Here is a 20,376-nt window from a genome sequence, read left to right on the forward strand (position 1 = left end):
CCCTCAGTCCGTCGTGATGAACCCCTTCGACACCATCCAGTCCCGCGCGACCTCGCCCGCGTCCTCGCCCTCCACGTCGACCTGACGGCACAGTTCGATCATCTGCTCGTTGGTCAGCGCGGCGCCGACCTCCTCCAGCGGGCCGCGGATCTGCGGGTACCGGGCCAGGAACTCCGCCCGGACGGTCGGAGCGACGTTGTACTGCGGGAAGGCCTTCTTGTCGTCCTCCAGCACGCGGAGCTCCTGCGCGGCGATGCGGCCGTCGGTCGTGAAGACCTCGCCGATCGGGCACGTGCCGCTCGCCACGGCCGAGTAGATCGTGCCGATGCCGAAGTTCTTCACCTCGGTCGCCGGGAAGCCGTAGGTCCGTTGCGCCGCCGGGAAACCGTCCTGTCGGCTGGTGAACTCGGTCTCCAGGCAGAACACCGCCTCGCCGGGGTTCTGCGCCAGGAACGCCGCCAGGTCCGAGGTCGTGCGCAGCCCGTGCTGCTCGCCGTAGGCCTCCGTGACGGCGAACGCGTACTGGTCGTTCAAGGGCGAGTAGGCGAGCCACTCGACGCCGAACTCCTCCAGGTCGGCCTTCTTCGTGGCGTCGTACTGCGCCTGTTCGCCGCCGGGGACCGGCAGCTCGTTGCCCTGGTAGTTGATCCAGCCGGTGCCGGTGTACTCCCAGACGACGTCGATCTCGCCGTTGAGCAACGCCTGGCGCGCGGTCTGCGAGCCCTTCAGGTCCGTCAGGTCGATCACGTCCGCGCCGGCCGCGGACAGCGCCATCTCGGCGAGGTAGCCGAGCAGGATGTTCTCGGTGAAGTCCTTGGACCCCACGGTGATCTCGACGCCCTGCAGCGACGGGTCCGGCTTGATCGAGCCCGGCAGGACCTTGTACGGCAACGCGCTGTTGACGTCCAGGCCGCAACCGGCCAGGCACAGCACGAGGACGAGCGCGAGCTTCCTCACCTGACCCCCTTGGGTCCGAACCGCTGCTCCATCACGGCGCCCGCCCAGTCGACGAGCAGCGCGAGCCCCGCCGCCAGCACCGAACCGGTCACCAGGACCTTCATCAGGTTGAGCTTGTAGCCCGTGTCGATCAGCAGTCCGAACCCGCCGGCGTTGACGAACAGGCCGAACGTCGCCGTGCCCACCGCGAGCACCAGCGACGTGCGCAGGCCGGCGAGGATCAGCGGGACGGCCAAGGGGAGCTCGACGCGCCACAGCACGCTCGACGCCGACATGCCGATGCCGCGCCCGGCGTCCACAAGGGACGGATCCACCTGCTGGATGCCGACGATCGTGTTGCGCAGCACGGGGAGCAGCGAGTAGAACGCGAGCGGCAGCGCGGCGACCCACAGTCCGCCGGACGCACCGGTGACGAGGAACCACAGCACCAGCACGCCGAGTGCGGGCGCGGCCTGGCCAACGTTCGCGACCGCCAGCAGCACCGGCGCGAGGAAGCGCGCCCACGTCCTGGTCGCGACGACGCCCGCGGGCACCGCCACCACCACGACGATCGCGGTCACCACGACCGTCATCAGCAGGTGGTCCTTCAACGCCGTGAGCAACGACGCCGCGTTCAGCGTGCTCTTCTCGGTCGCCGAGAGCTCACCGCCGAACACCCACGCCAGCACCCCGCCGACGATCAGCAGCACCGCGACGGGCTGCGCCCAGAACCGGATCCGCTCGGCCGTCACGAGTTCGCCCGCAGCTGCTGCACGACGTCGGTCACGGTCGAGAGGTCGAGGGTGCCCACGTACTCGCCGCGGCCGCCCGTGACGACGGCGCGACCGCCCTCGGTGACCATCGCCTCCAGCGCGTCCCGCAGGGTCGACTGCAGCGTCACGGAGTCCTGCACCGGGCGTCCGATCGAAGCGAGCGAGGAAGCCCTCCTCAGCTCGTTCTGAGTCACCCAGCGCACGGGCCTGTTGCGCTGGTCGAGCACCAGCAACCACTTCTCGGCACCGAGGTCCACAGTGGACGGGTCGGCGTCGGCGCGGGCCGTCACCGCCTGGCCCAGCTCGACGTCGCGCACCCTGGTGAGCGTCAACGCCTTCAGTGACGCCCCGGCGCCGACGAACCCGGCGACCGTGTCGTCCGCGGGGTTGGCGAGGATCGCGTCCGGGGTGTCGTACTGCAGGATCGTGGAGCGGTCGCCGAGCACCGCGATCTTGTCCCCGAGCTTCACGGCCTCGTCGAAGTCGTGGGTGACGAACACGATCGTCTTGTGGAGCTCGTTCTGCAGCCTCAGCAACTCGTCCTGCAGGTGCCCGCGCGTGATCGGGTCGACCGCGCCGAACGGCTCGTCCATCAGCAGCACCGGCGGGTCGGCGGCCAACGCGCGCGCGACGCCGACCCGTTGCTGCTGACCTCCGGAGAGCTGGCGGGGGAAGCGGTCGGCGAACTCGCCGGGGTCGAGCCCGACGAGGTCCATCATCTCCTCGACGCGGCCGGCGGTCCTCTTCTTGTCCCAGCCGAGCAGTCCCGGCACGACACCGATGTTCTGCGCCACCGTGAAGTGCGGGAACAACCCCGCCTGCTGGATCGCGTAACCGACGCGCCGCCGCAGGTCGTCCGGGTCGATCTTCAGCGCGTCCTCGCCGCCGATCGTGATCGTGCCCGAGGTCGGTTCGATCAACCGGTTGATCATCCGCATGGTCGTGGTCTTGCCGCAGCCGGACGGCCCGACGAACACCACGATCTGCCCGGCGGGCACGACCATCGAGAAGTCGTCGACGGCGGCGGCCTTCTGGCCCGGGTACCGCTTGGTGACGTGCTCGAGCTCGATCTCAATGCCTTTTTCAGCCACGAACGCCCCTCGACACGGTGAAACGGTTGATCAGCACGTAGACGCCGTCGAGCAGCAGGGCGAGGACCACCACGCCGATCGTGCCGGTGAGGGCCTGGTTCATCGCGTTGGCGCTGCCCGCGTTCGCGAGGCCGGAGAACACCTCGGACCCCAGCCCCGGCCCTTTCGCATAGGCCGCGATGACCGCGATCCCCATCAGCATCTGCGTCGCCACTCGCATTCCCGCGAGGATCGCGGGCCACGCCAACCGCAACTCGACGCGTGTGAGCACCCCGAGTCTGCTCATCCCGATCCCTCTGGCGGCATCGCTCACCGCCGGGTCCACACCGGCCAGCCCGACGATCGTGTTCCGCACGATCGGCAGCAGCGCGTACAGCACCAGAGCGACCACCGTGGTGTCCGCGCCGAGGCCGAACACCGGGATCAGCAACGCCAGCAAGGCGAACGAAGGAATGGTGAGGATCGTGCTCGCCAACGCCGTGGCCAGCGCGGATCCGGCCGGACTGCGGTAGACGGCGACGCCGATCAGCACTCCCAGCAACGCCGCCAGAACCGTGCACTGCACAACGGCACTGACGTGCAAGAACGCTTGCAAGGACAGCCGATCCCACCGATCGGCCACGTACTCGAACACATCCACCTGGTGGCCCCGCCCGCCGAAGTTGGCGTCAACCCAACACCATTGTGGACGGTCCGGCAACCGTTCGCCTGTGGACTGACCGCGGAAAAGACCGCGCTACCAGGGATTACTCCGCAGAAGTTGCGGACGAGAGCAGATCGTGCAGTCCGGTGAGGAACGGTGGGAGCGCGTACACGGGCGCGCCATCCGGCAGACCGAGCGCGAACTGCGTTCCACCGCCGTCGGATCCGAAGCTCACGACGTCGATGCGCTCGGGTCCGTCGAGCCGGACGGGCCACCTGCCGTCCATCGACGACAGCCACTGCTCGTGGTCGAAGCCGTACACGAATCGCAACTCACCCGGGAGACGAACGTCCGGGACTCCCCGCGGACGGTCACGGCAATACCAGAACGAACCGGAGAGCTCCTCGTCGATGCGTCGAGCGAACCGCGCGATCCGCGACCGGTTCGCGTTCGGGTTCCGGCACGACCGGCCTCCGGTCTCGTCCCGGCCGCAAGACAAGGCGCTCCAGCCGGTTTCGAGCCGGCGTTCGTAGATTTCTCGAGGTAGTCAGCTCACGTACCCGCTGGTGCCGTTTGCTACCTTGGGGGATTTCTGAGATGTCGCACGAAGCTGAAGTGGACGGCGGCTGCCTTCCCGACCTGTTGCGCAAGCAGGTGGAGGAACACCCCGATCGCACAGCCGTCGTCTTCGGCGAGGAAAGCATCACCTACGGCGAACTCTTCGAACAGAGTTCCGCGCTGGCGACACACCTCCGCCGGCTCGGGATCAGCGAGGACGACTGCGTCGGCATCTTCGTCGAACCGTCGCTCGACCTCGTCGTCGGCGCGTGGGGGATCCTCTGCGGTGGTGGCGCGTACCTGCCGCTGAGCCCGGAATATCCCGAGGAACGCCTGCGGTACATGATCGAGGACTCGCGCACGAAGGTCGTCGTGACGCAGCCCGCGCTCAAGCAGCGCCTGACGGAGCTCGCGCCCGCCACGACGCGGGTCGTCACGCTCGCCGACTGCGACGAGGCGTTCGACGACGGCTTCTCCCCCACGCACGACAGCCTGGCGTACATCATCTACACGTCGGGCAGCACCGGGCGCCCCAAGGGCGTGATGATCGAGCACCGCAGCATCGTCAACCAGATGCAGTGGCTGCACGACTTCCACGCCATCGACGACACCAAGCGCGTGGTCCAGAAGACGCCGATGAGCTTCGACGCTGCGCAGTGGGAGATCCTCGCGCCCGCGGTCGGCAGCACGGTGGTGATGGGCCGTCCCGGCATCTACCGCGACCCGGAGATGCTGATCGAGACGATGCGCGAGCACGGCGTGACGACGTTGCAGTGCGTGCCGACGCTGCTCCAGGCGTTGATCGACACCGAGGAGTTCGGCACGGTCACGTCGCTGGAGCAGGTCTTCAGCGGCGGCGAGGCGTTGTCGCGCACGCTGGCACAGGCGTTCGTCGCGGAGATGCCCGGTGTCGCGCTCATCAACGTCTACGGGCCGACGGAGACGACGATCAACTCGTCGTCGCACGTGGTCGATCCCGACGAGCTCGCCGAGGCCCCGAAGTCCATCTCCATCGGCCTTCCCGTCGCGGGCACCACCTACCTGGTGCTCGACGAGAACCGGGAGGTGGTCACGCCCGGCGAGATCGGGGAGCTCTACATCGGCGGTGTCCAGGTCGCCCGCGGGTACCTGCACCAGCCGGAGCTGACGCGGGAACGCTTCGTGGACGGCATGTTCCGCACCGGCGACCTGGTGACGCAGAACCTCGACGGCACCGTGCAGTTCGCCGGGCGCGCCGACAGCCAGGTCAAGCTGCGCGGCTACCGCGTCGAGCTGGACGAGATCCGGCTGGCGATCGAGACGCACGACTGGGTGCGCAACGCCGCCGTGATCGTGAAGGAGGACCAGCGCACCGGGTTCCAGAACCTCATCGCGTGCGTCGAGCTGAACCCCAAGGAAGCCGCCCTGATGGACCAGGGCAACGCCGGCTCGCACCACCAGTCGAAGGCCAGCCGCCTGCAGGTTCGCGCGCAGCTGTCGAACCCCGGCGTGCGCGACGACCTCGGCGGGCGGCACACGGTCGACCTGCCCGGCGAGGAAGCGTCCTGCCTGCAACGGAAAGTGGTCTTCTCGCGCAAGTCCTACCGCTTCTACGAGGGCGGTCAGGTCACCGACGACGACCTGCGGCGGTTGCTGGAGCGCAAGCCCTCCGGCGCCGGTTCGAAGTCGCCGGAGAAGGTGAACGTCCTGGAGCTGGGCGAGATCCTGCGCTACTTCGGTGCGCACTTCAGCGACCAGCGCCTGCTGCCGAAGTACGGGTACGCCTCACCGGGTTCGCTCTACGCGACCCAGCTCTACCTGGAGCTGCACCACGTCGCGAACCTGCCGGCCGGGCTGTACTACTACCACCCGCTGCGCCACCAGCTCGTGCTGATCGCGCCGGTAGTCGAAAGCGCTGGGACACAGGCGAAGTTCCACTTCATCGGACGCAAGGCCGCCATCGAGTCGGTGTACCTCAACAACATTCGCGAGGTGCTCGAGATCGAGACCGGCCACATGGTCGGGCTCTTCGAGGAGGTCCTGCCGGGCTACGGACTCGACGTCCGGGCCGCCGCGCACACGCCGGAGACCAAGGAACTGCTGGAGGTCTCCGACGAGGACTACTACCTCGGCACGTTCGAACTGTGCGCGTACACCGGTGTCCACGAGGACGACGTCGACCTCTACGTCCAGACGCACCCCGGCCGCGTCGCGAACCTGCCCGGCGGCCAGTACCGGTACTCGGACGGCGAGTTCGAGCGCGTGTCCGACGAACTGGTGCTGCGCAAGCACGTCATCGCCATCAACCAGGCTGTCTACGAGCGGGCGAGCTTCGGCGTCACCGCGATCAGCAGGTCCGCGGAGGACTGGCGGCGCTACGTCGACCTTGGCCGGACCATGCACCGGTTGTCCGCCAACGACGTCGACCTCGGCTTCATGTCGTCGGGCTACAGCTCGAAGTCGGACAACGACCTGCCCTCGGCCCGGCGCATCAACGGCATCCTGACCGACATCGGTGAGGAACCCGGACCGTCGTACTTCTTCCTGGGCGGCAAGGTGTCCTACGCCCAGCGCCGCAGCCCCGGCATGAAGGAGGACGTGGTCCACATGAAGGGGCCGGCCGAGCTGATCCGCGACGACCTGGTCAACTTCCTGCCGGACTACATGATCCCGAACAAGGTCGTGGTCCTCGACGCGCTGCCGGTCACCGCGAACGGCAAGATCGACGTCAAGGCCCTGGAGGCGTCGGACAAGACCGACGCCGACGACCAGGACCGGCCGTTCGTCGCGCCGCGCACCATCACCGAGCGCCGCATCAGCGAGATGTGGAAGAAGCTGATGAAGCGCGAGACCGTCTCGACGCACGACGACTTCTTCGAGACCGGCGGCAACTCGCTGATCGCGGTCGGCCTGGTCAACCGCATCAACAAGGAGTTCGGCAGCAGCCTGCCGCTGCAGGTCGTGTTCGAGTCGCCGACGATCGAGCAGCTGTCGCGCCGGGTCGACGGCCTGCACGAGGGTCCGGTCTCCCGCCTCGTCCCGTTGCAGGCGGGCGGGGACGGGCCGCCGGTGTTCTGCTGGCCCGGTCTCGGCGGTTACCCGATGAACCTGCGCACGCTCGCAAGCCGTTCGGAGCGCCCGTTCTACGGCGTGCAGGCGCACGGCATCAACGAGGGCGAGACGCCGTACGGCACGATCCGCGAGATGGCCGCCAACGACATCGAGGCGATCAAGAAGGTCCAGCCGGAGGGCCCGTACACGCTGTGGGGCTACTCCTTCGGCGCGCGGGTCGCGTTCGAGACGGCCTACCAGCTGGAGCAGGCGGGCGAGGAGGTCACGACCCTCCACCTGATCGCGCCGGGATCACCGGAGGTCCGGTCGGAGCGCGACAGCGACGAGGCGTCCTTCGGCAACAGGGCGTTCGTGACGATCCTGTTCTCGGTCTTCGCGGGCAGCATCACCGACCCGCGACTCGCCCGCTGCCTGGAGGTCTCGAAGGACGAGTACACGTTCTCCGGCTTCATCAGCAGCGAGTTCCCCGACCTCGACCGCGAGCTGGTCCGCCGCATCACGAAGATCGTCACCGAGACGTTCTCCTTCAAGTACACGTTCAGCGAGCTGGCCGAGCGCACGATCTCCGCGCCGCTCACGATCTTCAAGGCGCGGGGCGACGACTACTCGTTCATCGAGGGCAGCGAGGGCTTCTCCGCCGACGGCCCGGTGGTCGTCGAGCTCGAGGCCGACCACTACAGCCTGCTGCGCGAGCCCGACGTCGACGAGCTGCTCACGTCGATGCGGCGCCGTGCCGCGGTGCGCCAGGAGGTCGACCGCGTGCCGGTGGTGCTGTCCGCCGACCAGATGGCCGAACTGATCGCGGCCGTCACCAAAGCCGTCACCCTCGCCATCACGGGAGGCCAGTCGTGAGGAGTCCGGCATGCCGCACGTGAACATCAAGCACTTCCCTGCCCCGCTCAACGAAGAGCAGGCGTCCGAGCTGGTCGCGGCGATCACCGGGGCGGTGACGCGCGCGTTCGGCTGTGACGAGGGCGTCGTGTCCATCGCGCTGGAACCCGTCGACCCGCAGGCGTGGCAGGACCAGGTCTACGCGCCGGAGATCGTGGAACGCAAGGAACTCCTGCGCAAGACCCCGACCTACTGAGGTGCCGATGCGCATTCCGCTGGTGTACTGCGAGGAAGTGGCCGAGGCGGTCACGGCGGGCCAGCCCGTCGTGGCGCTCCCGTCGGGCGTGATCACCCGCGGCCCGGACGGTGCCGAGACCGCGCGCCGGGCCGAGGACGCGATCCGGGCGAGCGGGTCGGTGCCGGCCACGATCGGTGTCGACAAGGGACGGATCCTCGTCGGCCTCTCGGACGTCGACCTCGACAGGTTCGCCTCCGCGCGAGCGGTTCCGGTCGTCGACGGCCGGGACCTCCCGGTCGTGCTGGCCCACGGGACGCCGGCCGCGACGACCGTCTCGTCGTCGGTGGTAGTGGCCGCGCTCGCGGGGCTGAAGTTCGTGTCCTCGGCCGCGATCGGCGCGGACCTCGTGCACCTCACGCGGTCCGGGGTCGTGGTGGTCTGCGCGGGCGCGGAGACCGATCCCCGTGCCGCGCTGGAGTTCCTGGAGTCGCACGGCGTCCCGGTCGTGGCCTACCGGTCCGACGACTTCCCCGGCCACCTCCGCGTCTCCAGCGGACTGCGCAGCCCGCACCGCGTCGACGACCTCCCGGTGCTGGTCAGGGCGATCGAGGCGCACTGGGCCCTCGGCAACCCCGGCTCGTTCGTCGTCACCACCCCGACCAAGGCCTCGGACGCGGCCGACGGCACCGAGGACACCTCCACGTTCTCCAAGGAGGCCGCCGCGGTGCTGGTCACCGTCGCCGAGGTCGCGGGAGAGCTGGCCGCCGCCCACGCGAAGGAGTTCTCCGGATGAGACGGTGCGCGATCTTCGACCTCGACGGCACGCTCGTCGACACCCCGCGCGGGATCGTCACGACGTTCGCCGCCGTGTTCGCCCAGCTCGACCTGCCCACCGCGGACTCCCCGACGATCCGCGGCACGATCGGCCTCGGCCTGCCGGCCGCGTTCGCGAAGGTCCTCGGCGTGCCCGAGGACGAGCCGGTGGTGTCCCGGTGCGTCGACCTCTACCGGCCGACGTTCCGCAAGATCGTGCTGCCGGTGGCGGCCCAGCTCGTGTTCCCCGGTGTGTACGACGGGCTGAGGTCGTTGCGGGACAACGGCTTCCTGCTCGCCGTGGCGACGAACAGGTTCATCGCGCCCGCCGAGGAGCTGCTCACGGCGGCCGGCCTGCGCGACGAGTTCTCCGTCGTCGTCGGGGCGGACGAGGTCGCGCACCCGAAGCCCGACCCCGGTGCCGGTCTGCTCGTGCTGGACCGGCTCGGGGTGGCGCCGCGCAACGCCGTGATGGTCGGCGACACGACGTACGACATCGACATGGCGCACGGCGCCGGGATGTCGTCCGTCGCTGTCACCTACGGGGTGCACGGCGTCGACCAGCTGCTCAGCGCGGAACCCACCTGCCTCGCCGGTTCGTTCGGCGAGGCGGTGGCCGCCGTTCAGCGCACGACGTCGTAGACCAGCTTCTGGATGCCGTTCGAGTACGACTCGCTCTCGACGACCTTCAGCAGCTGCTTGTCCTTGTCGGTCTCGCTGAACAGCCGCTTGCCCGCGCCGAGCAGCACCGGGAACACCAGCAGGTGGTAGCGGTCGATCAGACCCGCGTCCGAGAGGTTGCGGTTGAGCGTCGCGCTGCCGTGGATGGAGATCGGGCCGCCCTCGGTCTCCTTCAGCGCGGCCACGTCGTCGAGCGACCGCAGGATCGTGATGTCGCCCCAGTTGTCGACCAGCTGGTCGTCCTTGAGCGTGCTGGAGACGACGAACTTCGGCATCACGTTGTACTGCGGGAAGTAGTCGAGCGTCGGCCACACCGGGGAGAACGCCTCGTAGCTGACCCGGCCCATCATCATCGCCGTGGCCTCCTCCTGCTCACGGCCCTTGATCTCGTAGGCGGCCTCGTCGAACTCGATGTCCTTGAAGGTCCAGCCGGAGCTGCGGTGGCCGGGCTCGCCACCGGGTGCCTCGACGACGCCGTCGAGGGAGACGAAGGCGGTGGCGATGAGGGTGCGCATCTGGTTCTCCTTGGTGTTCGCGCTTGCTGTCATCAATGCGTCGAACGGGAGATGGCGGGAATCGACATCTCGCGCCAGAAGATTTTCAAGCATGGGTCTCGGCGGCGCCGAACACCCCTCCGAGTTCGGCGCCGCCGGCTGATCGGGGAGTCTTCCCGCTGCTCAGGACCTTCACATGGGGGTGGAGCCCCCAATTAACGGGCGGGCGTGGCTGATCAGGTCGGCGCGGGTCCGGCGGCCGGTGCGGGCTTTGAGGCTCGCGACGTGGCGTTCGACCGTCCGCGGGGACAGGAAGAGCCGCTCGGCGATCTCGGCGTTGCCGAACCGTTCGACGACGAGGCACAGCACCTCGTACTCGCGGACGGTGACGCCCGCTTTGCGCAGCGCGGCGGGCACGGTCTCGTGGTCGCGGCGGCGGCGTTGCTTCGGTGCGCCCGCCTCGCGCAGCACCGCCCGGCACGCGGCGGCGACGGCGGGCACGCCGAGCTGGTGGAAGTACTCCTCGGCCTCGCGCAGCCACTCCAGCGGCTCGCCCCAGCCGTCCGCCAGCGCCCGCGGACCGGCCAGCCGCAGGCCCAGGTACCGGGGCAGGCCGAGGCCCTTGCTCAGGTCGAGGGCCTCGGCCGCGGCGGCGTTCGCCTCGGTCGTGCGGCCCTCGCGGCCCAGCAGGATCGCGCGGCTCCACGCGAAGTACGTGCGGTGCAGCTGGACCTGCGAGAGGTGCGACTCGGCCAGCCGGTCGAACTCGGACCTGCCGGCGAGGCCGAGCGCGACCCGGACCAGCAGCCGCGGTCCCTGGTAGAAGGTGCCGCGGAGGATGCGCGGTTCCGTGACGGCCTTCTCCACCTCGTCGAACTCGGCCAGCGCCCGGTCGTACCGCTCCTCCATCAGCGCGCAGACCGCCGAGCTGTACGACCAGATCTCCTCGGACTCCCCGTGGTCGCGCAGCCGTGCCAGCGCCCGGTCGGTCGCCCTCCTGTCGCCGTGCATGGCCGCGATGCCCGCCTCGATCGCGACGGCGAGACCCCCGAGGGCGTGCAGCCCCAGCTTCCCGGCCGCCTCCCCCGCGCTCGCGCCGTGCCACGCGGACTTCTCGTACTCACCCCGGACCAGGTAGGTGGCGCCCAGGTGCAGGTCGGCGGCGATCAGGATGACGATCGCGCCGGTGTCGAGCGCGGCCTGCCGGGCGGCGAGCAGGGTGCCGACGCCGGTCGTCAGGTACTTGTCGGTGATGCCCAGCTCCAGCAACGCCCGCAGCCGCCACGCCGCGAGCCCGTGCTGTTCGGCCGTCCGGAGCCAGCGCTGGACGTGCTGGCGCGCCTCGGCCAGGTCCTGCCCCCGCGTGCACCGGGTGAGCACCTCGAGGGCTTCGCAGACGATCTCCGGGGTGCCCGTGGCGGCGGCGCGTTCGGCCAGGGCGCGGGCCTTGGGCAGCAGGTCGAGCTGGTTGAGGCCGAGCAGCAGCGCGGCCTTGACGACGTCGACGGCCGCCGAGGTCTCCCTGGCGCTCTCCAGCAGGTCGAGACCTCGTTCCCACTGACCGGCGACGGCGGCGACCCTGGCCTGCGCGAGCCGGACGGCGCCGCGTCGCCGCGGCTCGGCGTGCGACTCGGTCAGGGCCTGCTGGAGCCGTTCTCCGAGAGCGAAGGCCCTCGCCCCGTTGTCGGCGGGGACCACGACCGCGGCCAGCGGCAGCACGGCGGCGAGCGCGTCGAGCAGGTCCGCGGTGAGGTCCGGTTCCTCCGTCAGCGCCTGCCCGCGTTCGAGCAGCTCGACGGCGGTGCCGAACCGGCCGAGCGCCGCCGCGTGCCGTCCGGCCCGCACCAGGCACCGCACGGCCTTCGCGGTCTCACCGCCCACCTCCCACAGCTCCGCGACGAGCTCCGGTTCGCCGGGCCGCAACGCCTCCGCGGCCTCGGCGGCTCTGCGGGCGAGCGCCGCCCGCGCGGTCGGCGTCATCCGCCCCGTGATCGCGTCGGCGGTCAGCGCGTGCCGGAACTGGTGACCGTGCAGGAGCTGCGCGCGTTCGGCCTCCAGCACCGCCTCCGACACGTCCGCGCTCTCCACGACGGCCGCGACGACGTCGAGCGGGAACGTCCGGCCGAAGAGCGCGGCGGCCTCCAGCACCGCCCTGCTCCCTGGCCCGAGCGCGTCGACCCGCTGGAGCGTGGCCGCCGCGACCGTCGGGGGAACGGCCAGCGGGTCACCGTCGAGCAGCTCCTCCACGACGAACGGCACGCCGTCGGAGACCGCGACCAGCTGCCGCACCACGTCGTCCGGCGCCGGTTCGCCCCGGCAGTGGCGGGCGAGCTCGGCGACCTCGGCGTCGCCCAGCCCGGTGAGCCGCAGCGTCGTGGCGGTGCGCCGCGCGGTGGCCGCGTCCGCGAGTCGTTGCGCGCCTTCGGGATGCGGCCGCGTCGTGGCGAGCAGCAGCACCGGCGCGTCCGCGAGGTTGTCGAGCAGGTAGTCGACGACGGCCAGCGTCTCGTCGTCCGCCTCGTGCAGATCCTCCAGCAGCAGAACGGTCTTCTCCGCCGTGAGCAACCGCAGCACCGCCTCGGCCCTGACGACGGCCGGGTCCGGCACGCCCGCGGGCGCGTCCGGCGTCATCCGCAGCAGCACGGGCAGGTACGCGCCGAGCTGCGTCTCGCCCGGTGCCCCGCCTCGGCGGAACGCCGACAGGACCGCCTCGCACAACGCCCTGAGCGGCACCGCGCGGCTAGCGCGCCCCTTGAGCACCCGGAACCCGCGGTGCGACGCGTGCCCGGCGGCCTCGGACGCCAGCCGCGACTTGCCGATCCCGGGTTCCCCCACCAGGAACACCGCGCCGCCACGACCGTGCTCGGCCCTCGTGACCGCCGCCCGCAGTGCGGAGGTCTCCTCCGCGCGACCGACCAGCACCGGGGACTGCATGGCGCCCGAGGGTACTCGTGGACCAGCCGATCAGGAATCGAGAAGCGGTGCAGGGCACCCGGTCCTACCGTTGTCCTCACCACCATCCAGGGAGGACAGAGAAATGGCCGGTAGCAAGGGAATCCGCCAGTTCCACCGCGTCGTGAGCATGGTCTTCATGGCCACCGTGGTGTTCACCGCGGTCGCGCTCACCGTGAACGCCGAGGCGGTGTGGGTGTCGTACGTGCCGCTGCTGCCGCTGTTCGTCCTGATGGGAACGGGCGTCTACATGTGGTTCCTGCCGCAGATCGCCCGCCGCCGGGCCCGCAGGGCCGTCTAGCCGTCGAGCCGGTTCTCCAGGTGCGTGAGGGTGGCCTCCAAGGCCACCCCGTACACCGCGATCCGGCACGCCAGCCGCCACAGCGTCGCCTCCGACGGCGCCACGGCCAGGCCGACCACCAGCTCCCGCACGAGCCGCCGGGTCTGCGCGACCAGCACCCCGACGCTCTCGGTGATCTCCCCGAACGCCGCCGACACCGACGCGAGCCCCCGGATCGCCTCGACGTTGTGGCCCATCAGCCGCACGTGCTCCTCGGCGCCGGTCCACGCAGGGACGTCGTGCTCCAGGAACGCCTCGAGCTCCTCCGCCATGGCCCGCTGCTCGGCCGCGATGTTGTACCAGGTCGTGGCGTGCGCGGCGATGACGTCGGGCAGCCCGGTGAGGTCGTCCAGCACCTCCCGCAACGGCCCGATCCGCTCCATCGCCGCCCGCGCCGAGTCCTCGACCGGTGCCACCAGCGACGGCACGGCGGCCTCGCGCACGGGATCCGGTTGCGGCCGCCGCACCCCGTAGAGGTCGTGCAGGCCGGCGACGATCAGCCGCAGGTTCTCCTCGACGTAGGAGACCAGCTCGTCCTGCCGGGCGTGCTTCTCCAGGACGGTGCCGATGATCCACCGGCACAGCCGCCCGTAGAGGGTCTCGTCGCCCACGACGACCGCGCTGGCCTCGTGCACGGCCGCGAACCGGACGCGCACGGCTTCGACCTGGGCGGCGTGGCGGACGATCTGACCGGTCACTCGTCTCCCCCGGATAAGCGAACTCACCGCCAAAGTAGCTTGACCCTGCACCACGGTGCAGGGCGCATCGTGACCGGCATGACGCAAGATCCCGTGGCCCGCTGGGGCCGAGCCGGAGCCCTGTACGACTTCGTGGCGAGCATCTCGTTCGTCACGCCCTGGACCGCCGCACTCGCACTCGACCTGCTCGGCACACCCCACACGTCCGAGACGCTGTTGTTCGCCACGCTGTTCGGCACGGTCGTGGTGATGTGGTCGATCGTCCGCTGGCTGCGCCCCCAGCCGTTGCTGATCGCCGCGGACACGGCCGGCCGCGCGCTGTTCAGCGTCTGGTTCACGTGGGCGCTGCTGCAGGGCCACACGCCCGCGCTGGCCGGGTTCCTCGTGCTGGAGCTGTTCTGGGGAGCGGCCCAGCTCCGCGCGTTGCTGCGGAGGTAGTTTCCGGTGGTGCGCATATCCGAACTGGCCCGCGCCGCCGGGGTGGGCATCAGCACCGTGCGGTTCTACGAGCGCCGCGGCCTCGTCGTGCCCACCGCCCGCACCCACGGCGGCTACCGCCACTACGACCAGGAGGCGTTGCGGCGGTTGAGGTTCATCCGCCGCGCCGCCCGGCTCGGCTTCACGCTGACCGAGGTCGAGCAGCTCCTCAGCGCGTCCGCCAAGCCCGACGTGGGCGACGTCGTCACCGGCAAGGTCGCCGAGATCGAACAGCGGATGCGCGACCTGGAGCGGGTGCGCCTCGCGTTGCTCGACGTCGCCGAGAACGGCGTGCGGGAGCAGTGCCCGGTGGTCGCGGCGCTGAGCGACTGAGGTCAGCCGGTCAGCCGGTGGAGCCGCCGGGTCAGGTCGTCGAGGTCCCGGCGCAGGCGCTCGACCGAGCTCCACAGGGTGTCCACCCGGCCGGGTGGTTCCAGGTCCGCGGTGAGGATCCTCTGGTGCAGCAGGCGGAGCTCGGGCCCCGGATCGGTGCCGAGCTCGTCGGCCAGCCGCACGCGGACCTGGTCGTAGCGCACCAGCGCGTCGGCCTGCCGGCCGCACCGGTACAGCGCCAGCACCAGCTGCCCGGCCAGCCGTTCGTCCAGCGGGAACGCGTCCGCCATCGCCTCCAGCTCGGCCGGCAGCCCCGCGTGCCGTCCTCGCGCGAGCAGCAGGTCGTTGCGGTCGAGCACGGCCGCGAACCGCCGCGCCTCCAACGCCGTCCGCAGCGCCGAGAACCACGGTGTGTCCACAGTGGAGAACGGTTCGCCCCGCCACAGCCGCAGCGCCTCGCCGAGCACGGACTCGTCCGGCGTCCGTTCCAGCAACGCGTGGAACCGGTGCAGGTCAACGGACATCGGGTCGGCGGTCAGCACGTACCCGCCCTGCCGCCCGGTGATCCGCACCCCCGGCAGCACCTGCCGCAGCCGCGACACGTACCCGGCGACCGCGTTGCGCGCCCGGTGCGGCACGTGCTCGCCCCACACCCGGTCGACGAGCACGTCGACCGGCACCAGCCGGTTCACCTCCACCAGCAGCACCGCGAGCACGCACCGCTGCCGGGCGTGACCGACGTCCACGACCCGGCCGTCCACGCGGACCTCGACGTCGCCGAGCAGTCCGAACTCCACCGCCCCTGACCTGCCGATCACACGATCACCGAATCCCCGCCGAACACCGGGTGGGAAAGCTCCGCCACGACAGATCGGTCGCAGGGACCCGATCAGAGCTTCGGAGGACACCATGACTTCTCTTCGCCGCATCAGCGCAGCGATCGCGCTGGCCGCCGCCGCGACGGCGCTCGCGGGCGCGGGGACCTCGTCCGCCGCCGTCACCTACGACCTGCTGCGCAACTCCCACAGCGCCAAGTGCCTCGACGTCGCCGACGGCAGCCGCGACAACAAGACCGCGATCGTCCAGTACACCTGCGACGCGTCGAAGTCGCACCAGCAGTGGACGCTCGAGCAGGTCGGCGACGGCAGCGGCGCCGTGCGGCTCAAGGTCGCGCACAGCGGCAAGTGCGTCGACATCTGGGACTCGAGCCAGGACCCGACCGCGGACGCCATCCAGTACACCTGCAGCGCCACCAAGTGGAACCAGCAGTTCCTCGTCGAGACGACCGCGACCGGCACGACGAAGTTCCGGGCCCGTCACAGCGGCCTCTGCCTCGAGATCGACGGCAGGAACTTCGACAACAAGTCGAAGCTGCACCAGAACACCTGCATCACCCACCGCGCCCAGGAGTTCACCATCGGCTGACCACCCCTCTGCTCGCGGGTCGTGTCTCGGGGCACGACCCGCGTTCCGAGCTCGTAGGCTGTCGGGCACCGGTGGCGAACGGGAGGTCGAGCGGTGGCGGAGACGGTGACGGGCCTGATGGCCGAGCTGGCGGCCCTGGAGGACCCGAAAGCACGTGCGGTCAACGAGAAGCACGGCGACGACCACGGCGTGAACCTCGGCAAGCTCCGCGCGATCGCGAAGCGCCTCAAGACCCAGCAGGACCTGGCGCTCGAACTGTGGGCGACCGGCGACACCGCGGCCAGGCTGCTGGCGCTGCTGGTCTGCCGCCCCAAGGCGTTCTCCCAGAACGAGCTGGACGCCATGCTGCGCGAGGCCGTGCGCCCCAAGGTGCACGACTGGCTCGTCAACTACGTGGTCAAGAAGAGCCCGCACGCCGAGGCCCTGCGCGTGCTGTGGTTCGACGACCCGGACCCGGTGGTCGCGAGCGCCGGCTGGGCCCTCACCGTCGACCGCGTGGCGAAGAAGCCGGAGGGCCTCGACCTCGACGGCCTGCTCGACGTCATCGAGAAGGACATGAAGGACGCCCCGCCACGCCTGCAGTGGGCGCAGAACCACTGCCTGGCGCAGATCGGGATCGAGCACCCGGCGCTGCGGGCCCGTGCGCTGGAGATCGGCGAACGCCTGGAGGTCCTCAAGGACTACCCGACGCCACCGAACTGCACCTCGCCGTTCGCACCGATCTGGATCAACGAGATGGTGCGGCGCAAGGGTTAGAGCCAGCCGCGTTCCTTCGCGGTCCTCGCCGCCTCCGACCGGTTGCGCGCCCCCAGCTTCGCCATCGCCGTCGACAGGTAGTTCCGCACCGTCCCCTCGGCCAGGTTCAGCCGCACGGCGATGTCCGCGTTGCTGGCCCCGGTCAGGACCTCCTGCAACAGCTCGCGTTCCCGCGGCGTCAACGGGTCCGCGCTGTCCCAAGCGGCCATCGCGAGCTCCGGCGCCACCACGCGCTCACCGGCGTGCACGCGGCGCAGTGCCGACACGAGCTCCGCGATCGGCGCGTCCTTCAGCACGTACCCCGCGACGCCGGCGTCCATCGCGCGCCGCAGGTACCCGCTGCGGGCGAACGTCGTGATGATCAGGACGCGGGTCCGCTCCCCGCGCAGCTCCTGCGCCACGTCCAACCCCGTGCGGCCGGGCATCTCGATGTCGGTCAGCAGCACGTCCGGCCGGTGTTCCGCCACGGCCGCAAGGGCTTCGTCGCCGTCACCCGCGGTCGCGACCACCGTCACGTCCGGCTGCAGGTCGAGCAGCTGGGCGAACGCGCCGCGCACCATCGCCTGGTCCTCCGCCAGCACGACCCTGATCACGTCGCCACCTCCAGCGGCACGGCGATCGTCACGGTGGTGCCCGCGGTGACCGTGCGCGCGACCACGCCGCCCAGTGCGGCGATCCGTTCCCGCATGCCCGTCAGACCGTTGCCCTCCCGCGCGTGCCCGCCGACGCCGTCGTCGGCGATCACCAGCCGCAGTTCGCCGTCACGCGCCTCGACGCCGATGTGACAGGTGCGAGCGCGGGCGTGCCGGGCCACGTTCGTCACGGCCTCCCGCAGCGCCAGCGCCAGTTCGTGCTCGGTGGAGCCGACGATCACCAGGTCCGGGTCCCGTCGCACGACCACCTCCACGCCCAGGCTCGCCAGCGCGCCGCGTGCCGCCTCCAGCTCGGTCTCGAGGGACGCGGTGCGCCACCCGGTGACGGCGTCGCGGATCTCCCCCAGCGCCGCACGGGCCGTGCGTTCGATCTCCGCCGCCTCCGCCTGCGCCCGTGCGGGATCCGCGGCGACCAGCTGGGCGCGCACGATGATCGCGGTCAGCGTGTGGCCGAGCAGGTCGTGCAGGTCGCGGGCGATGCGCTCCCGTTCGGCGAGGGTGGCGAGGTGCTCGACCCGCGCGGTGCGGATGCGCAGCTCGGAACCCTCGCGTTCGCGCTCGGCCCACTCGACCTGCACCAGGCCGACCACCCACAGGAAGACCAGCGACGGCAGCAGCGCCCACACCCGGTACGGCATCTCGACCACCGACACCACGCCGAACACGCAGATCAGCGCGGACAGGCCGACGAACCACCTCATCGCCACCCGCCGCGACTCCGACAGGCCCGCGAACACCGCCGCGTAGACGAAGAGCACGGCGGCGCCGGCGTTGAACGGGGTCGCGAGCGCGCCGAGCACGACCGTCGGCACCAGGCTCCAGCGGCGGACGTGCTCAGGACGGCGCCACGACAGCACGTACATCGGGACGAAGGCCACCACCACGACGGCGACGAGCGCCCAGTCCACCCAGTCGGCGGCCGGGTCGAACACCGGCGCCCACAACAGGTTCCCGAGATAGATCAGGTGGAACCAGCGGGAGACTCCAACATTTCTCTTCATGACCGCGCACGACGATACGACACGGCCGCGAGCAGCGCGGCCACGATCGCGAAGCCCAGCAGCACGAGCACGTGGACGAGCACCGGACCACCGGCGAGCTGCGCGCGGGCCAGTTCGGACAGGTGGTAGTTGGGCAGGAACACCGCCACGTCGCGGAAGAACGCGGGCATGATGTCGAGCGGCATCCACAGTCCCGACACGACGGAGGTCGGGATGAGGACCGCGTTGAGCAGCGCCGCGCCCGCCCCCGCCCCGACCTGGAACCCGACCGCGAGGCTCAGCAGCGCGAACGGCAGCGCGCCCACCACCAGCACGACCAGCACCCGCAGCAACGCGGGCAGGGGCGCGTTCAACGCACCGGTCAGCGCCGCCGTCACCGTCATCGCGATCAGCACCCCGGCCGCGTAAGGCAGTGCCGCGACCACTTTCGCGGCCAGCGTCACGCCGATCGGCACCGCGGACACCTGCTTGGAGCGCAGCCACCCGCGTTCGCGATCGGACGCCACCCCGAGGCCGGGGTTCATCAGCACGACGGAGATGACACCGAACGCGCCGAACGTGGCGATCATCGTCGTGCCCGCGGACAGGCCGCCGTCGCTGAACTTCCCGAACAGCGACACGAAGAGCGCGAAGAACGCCACCGGCATGACGATCGAGAAGAACAACGCGGCCGGTTCGCGGACGATACCCCTCAGCTCGTCCGCGACCTCGACACCGAAGACCTTCGCACTCATGCCGCACCCCTCTCGATCAGACCCGCCACCGCTTCCTCCAGCCCGGCGCCCTCGACCCGCAGGCCGGTGAGGCCGGGGTCCTCCGCGAGCAGCACCCGCAGCAACGCCTCCGGGGCGCGCGTGCCCAGGCGGACGTGCTCCCCGTCGGTGCGCAGCGACACGACGCCCGGCAGCGCTTGGAGGCGCTCCAAGCCCAACCCCGTCCGGGCGATCACCGTGCGGTCGGGCAGCCGCGCCACGAGTTCGTCCGGCGTGCCCCCGGCGAGCACGCGGCCGCGGTCGAGCACGACGACGCGATCGGCGACGGCCGACGACTCCTCGATGATGTGGGTGGTCAGCAGCACGCCGGTGCCGCGCTCGCGCCGCTCCGCGAGGATCTGCCAAAACCGCCGGCGGGCCGGCACGTCCAGGCCCGCGGTCGGTTCGTCCAGCACCAGCAGCCGCGGGTCGCCGACCAGCGCCATCGCGAGCTGCAGCCGTTGCTTCTGACCACCCGAGAGCTTCGACGCGCGCCGTCCCGCCAGCTCCGTCAGGTCGAGCTCCGCCATCACCGGCCCGGCCGCCGCGCGGGGCTTGCTCGCGCGCACCGCGGCCCCGGTGACCAGCTCGGACACCTTCAACGTGTTCGGGAAGCCGAGCGCCTGCTGCACCACCCCGAGCCGCCGGCGGGTCGCCGCGACGCGCGGGTCCCCGCCGCACACGCGCACCTGGCCCTCTCCTGCCGGGAGCAGGCCGATCACCTGGTTCACCAGCGTCGTCTTGCCCGCGCCGTTCGGCCCGAGCAGCGCCACGCACTCCCCCGCGGCGACGTCGAGATCAACGCCGTCCAACGCCTGCGTGGCACCGTAGTTGTGCCGTGCCCCTCGCACCTCCAGCACCGTTTCCATGCCCGGAAGCC

At 70.7% G+C, this 20,376-nt stretch carries 22 protein-coding genes; 9 read left to right on the forward strand and 13 right to left on the reverse strand.

Annotated elements, in window-relative coordinates; all coding sequences use genetic code 11:
* Positions 1 to 3: 3 nt before the first annotated feature.
* The 5 genes from ND450_RS26295 to ND450_RS26315 form a co-directional block, all read right to left on the reverse strand.
* Positions 4 to 957: a glycine betaine ABC transporter substrate-binding protein gene (locus tag ND450_RS26295; RefSeq protein ID WP_253321300.1), complete on the reverse strand. Its 954-nt coding sequence runs from the start codon at positions 955 to 957 to the stop codon at positions 4 to 6.
* On the reverse strand, positions 954 to 1,688 hold the full coding sequence (locus ND450_RS26300; RefSeq protein ID WP_253321301.1) for an ABC transporter permease: 735 nt from the start codon (positions 1,686 to 1,688) through the stop codon (positions 954 to 956). The genes ND450_RS26295 and ND450_RS26300 overlap by 4 nt, the downstream gene beginning before the upstream one ends.
* Positions 1,685 to 2,800, reverse strand: coding sequence for an ABC transporter ATP-binding protein (locus tag ND450_RS26305; protein WP_253321302.1), 1,116 nt, complete (start codon positions 2,798 to 2,800; stop codon positions 1,685 to 1,687). Before ND450_RS26305 ends, ND450_RS26300 begins: the two co-directional genes overlap by 4 nt.
* A complete protein-coding gene (locus tag ND450_RS26310) occupies positions 2,793 to 3,440 on the reverse strand; it encodes an ABC transporter permease (protein ID WP_253321303.1) in 648 nt (215 codons plus the stop codon). Before ND450_RS26310 ends, ND450_RS26305 begins: the two co-directional genes overlap by 8 nt.
* A gap of 106 nt (positions 3,441 to 3,546) precedes the next feature.
* Complete coding sequence (locus ND450_RS26315) at positions 3,547 to 3,765, reverse strand: hypothetical protein (RefSeq protein WP_253321304.1); 219 nt, start codon at positions 3,763 to 3,765, stop codon at positions 3,547 to 3,549.
* A gap of 275 nt (positions 3,766 to 4,040) precedes the next feature.
* Between ND450_RS26315 and ND450_RS26320 the strand changes: the two genes are divergently transcribed.
* Genes ND450_RS26320 through ND450_RS26335 form a run of 4 tightly spaced genes read left to right on the forward strand, consistent with a single transcriptional unit; the run spans position 4,041 to position 9,576 of the window.
* Positions 4,041 to 7,904, forward strand: a complete 3,864-nt coding sequence (locus tag ND450_RS26320; RefSeq protein WP_253321305.1) for an amino acid adenylation domain-containing protein — start codon at positions 4,041 to 4,043, stop codon at positions 7,902 to 7,904.
* A 10-nt stretch (positions 7,905 to 7,914) separates the two neighbouring features.
* Positions 7,915 to 8,139 carry a tautomerase family protein gene (locus tag ND450_RS26325; protein WP_089921852.1) on the forward strand — a complete coding sequence of 75 codons (225 nt, stop codon included), beginning with the start codon at positions 7,915 to 7,917 and terminating at the stop codon, positions 8,137 to 8,139.
* Between the two features lie 7 nt (positions 8,140 to 8,146).
* Positions 8,147 to 8,914: a pseudouridine-5'-phosphate glycosidase gene (locus tag ND450_RS26330; RefSeq protein ID WP_253321306.1), complete on the forward strand. Its 768-nt coding sequence runs from the start codon at positions 8,147 to 8,149 to the stop codon at positions 8,912 to 8,914.
* Entirely contained in the window at positions 8,911 to 9,576 is a 666-nt protein-coding gene (locus ND450_RS26335) for an HAD family hydrolase (protein WP_253321307.1), read from the forward strand. The genes ND450_RS26330 and ND450_RS26335 overlap by 4 nt, the downstream gene beginning before the upstream one ends.
* Here ND450_RS26335 and ND450_RS26340 read toward each other — a convergent pair.
* Both ND450_RS26340 and ND450_RS26345 read right to left on the reverse strand, forming a co-directional pair.
* A complete protein-coding gene (locus tag ND450_RS26340) occupies positions 9,558 to 10,130 on the reverse strand; it encodes a dihydrofolate reductase family protein (RefSeq protein WP_253321308.1) in 573 nt (190 codons plus the stop codon). The two genes, ND450_RS26335 and ND450_RS26340, sit on opposite strands and share 19 nt — an antisense overlap.
* A gap of 171 nt (positions 10,131 to 10,301) precedes the next feature.
* Positions 10,302 to 13,043, reverse strand: a complete 2,742-nt coding sequence (locus ND450_RS26345; protein ID WP_253321309.1) for an AAA family ATPase — start codon at positions 13,041 to 13,043, stop codon at positions 10,302 to 10,304.
* Positions 13,044 to 13,146: 103 nt separating this feature from the next.
* Between ND450_RS26345 and ND450_RS26350 the strand changes: the two genes are divergently transcribed.
* Positions 13,147 to 13,362: a hypothetical protein gene (locus ND450_RS26350; RefSeq protein ID WP_253321310.1), complete on the forward strand. Its 216-nt coding sequence runs from the start codon at positions 13,147 to 13,149 to the stop codon at positions 13,360 to 13,362.
* Here ND450_RS26350 and ND450_RS26355 read toward each other — a convergent pair.
* On the reverse strand, positions 13,359 to 14,099 hold the full coding sequence (locus tag ND450_RS26355; RefSeq protein ID WP_253321311.1) for a hypothetical protein: 741 nt from the start codon (positions 14,097 to 14,099) through the stop codon (positions 13,359 to 13,361). The two genes, ND450_RS26350 and ND450_RS26355, sit on opposite strands and share 4 nt — an antisense overlap.
* Positions 14,100 to 14,177: 78 nt before the next feature.
* On the opposite strand from ND450_RS26355, the gene ND450_RS26360 reads away from it, so the two are divergent.
* Positions 14,178 to 14,537, forward strand: coding sequence for a hypothetical protein (locus ND450_RS26360; RefSeq protein WP_253321312.1), 360 nt, complete (start codon positions 14,178 to 14,180; stop codon positions 14,535 to 14,537).
* A 6-nt stretch (positions 14,538 to 14,543) separates the two neighbouring features.
* Positions 14,544 to 14,909: a MerR family transcriptional regulator gene (locus ND450_RS26365; protein ID WP_253321313.1), complete on the forward strand. Its 366-nt coding sequence runs from the start codon at positions 14,544 to 14,546 to the stop codon at positions 14,907 to 14,909.
* Between the two features lie 2 nt (positions 14,910 to 14,911).
* On the opposite strand, the gene ND450_RS26370 is transcribed toward ND450_RS26365, so the two are convergent.
* Complete coding sequence (locus ND450_RS26370; protein WP_253321314.1) at positions 14,912 to 15,706, reverse strand: AfsR/SARP family transcriptional regulator; 795 nt, start codon at positions 15,704 to 15,706, stop codon at positions 14,912 to 14,914.
* Positions 15,707 to 15,818: 112 nt separating this feature from the next.
* Between ND450_RS26370 and ND450_RS26375 the strand changes: the two genes are divergently transcribed.
* Positions 15,819 to 16,334: an RICIN domain-containing protein gene (locus ND450_RS26375; protein WP_253321315.1), complete on the forward strand. Its 516-nt coding sequence runs from the start codon at positions 15,819 to 15,821 to the stop codon at positions 16,332 to 16,334.
* A 117-nt stretch (positions 16,335 to 16,451) separates the two neighbouring features.
* The gene (locus ND450_RS26380; RefSeq protein WP_253328001.1) at positions 16,452 to 17,090 is read left to right on the forward strand and encodes a DNA alkylation repair protein; all 639 of its coding nucleotides are present in this window, start codon (positions 16,452 to 16,454) and stop codon (positions 17,088 to 17,090) included.
* Here ND450_RS26380 and ND450_RS26385 read toward each other — a convergent pair.
* The 4 genes from ND450_RS26385 to ND450_RS26400 are packed head-to-tail and all read right to left on the reverse strand — an operon-like array spanning position 17,087 to position 20,365.
* Entirely contained in the window at positions 17,087 to 17,683 is a 597-nt protein-coding gene (locus ND450_RS26385; protein ID WP_253321316.1) for a response regulator transcription factor, read from the reverse strand. The genes ND450_RS26380 and ND450_RS26385 overlap by 4 nt on opposite strands.
* Entirely contained in the window at positions 17,680 to 18,744 is a 1,065-nt protein-coding gene (locus tag ND450_RS26390; RefSeq protein ID WP_253321317.1) for a sensor histidine kinase, read from the reverse strand. Before ND450_RS26390 ends, ND450_RS26385 begins: the two co-directional genes overlap by 4 nt.
* Complete coding sequence (locus ND450_RS26395; RefSeq protein ID WP_253321318.1) at positions 18,741 to 19,478, reverse strand: ABC transporter permease; 738 nt, start codon at positions 19,476 to 19,478, stop codon at positions 18,741 to 18,743. Before ND450_RS26395 ends, ND450_RS26390 begins: the two co-directional genes overlap by 4 nt.
* Complete coding sequence (locus tag ND450_RS26400; protein ID WP_253321319.1) at positions 19,475 to 20,365, reverse strand: ABC transporter ATP-binding protein; 891 nt, start codon at positions 20,363 to 20,365, stop codon at positions 19,475 to 19,477. The genes ND450_RS26395 and ND450_RS26400 overlap by 4 nt, the downstream gene beginning before the upstream one ends.
* Positions 20,366 to 20,376 lie beyond the last annotated feature (11 nt).

Source organism: Lentzea sp. HUAS12, assembly GCF_024125735.1.
Taxonomy (GTDB): Bacteria; Actinomycetota; Actinomycetes; order Mycobacteriales; family Pseudonocardiaceae; genus Lentzea; species Lentzea albida.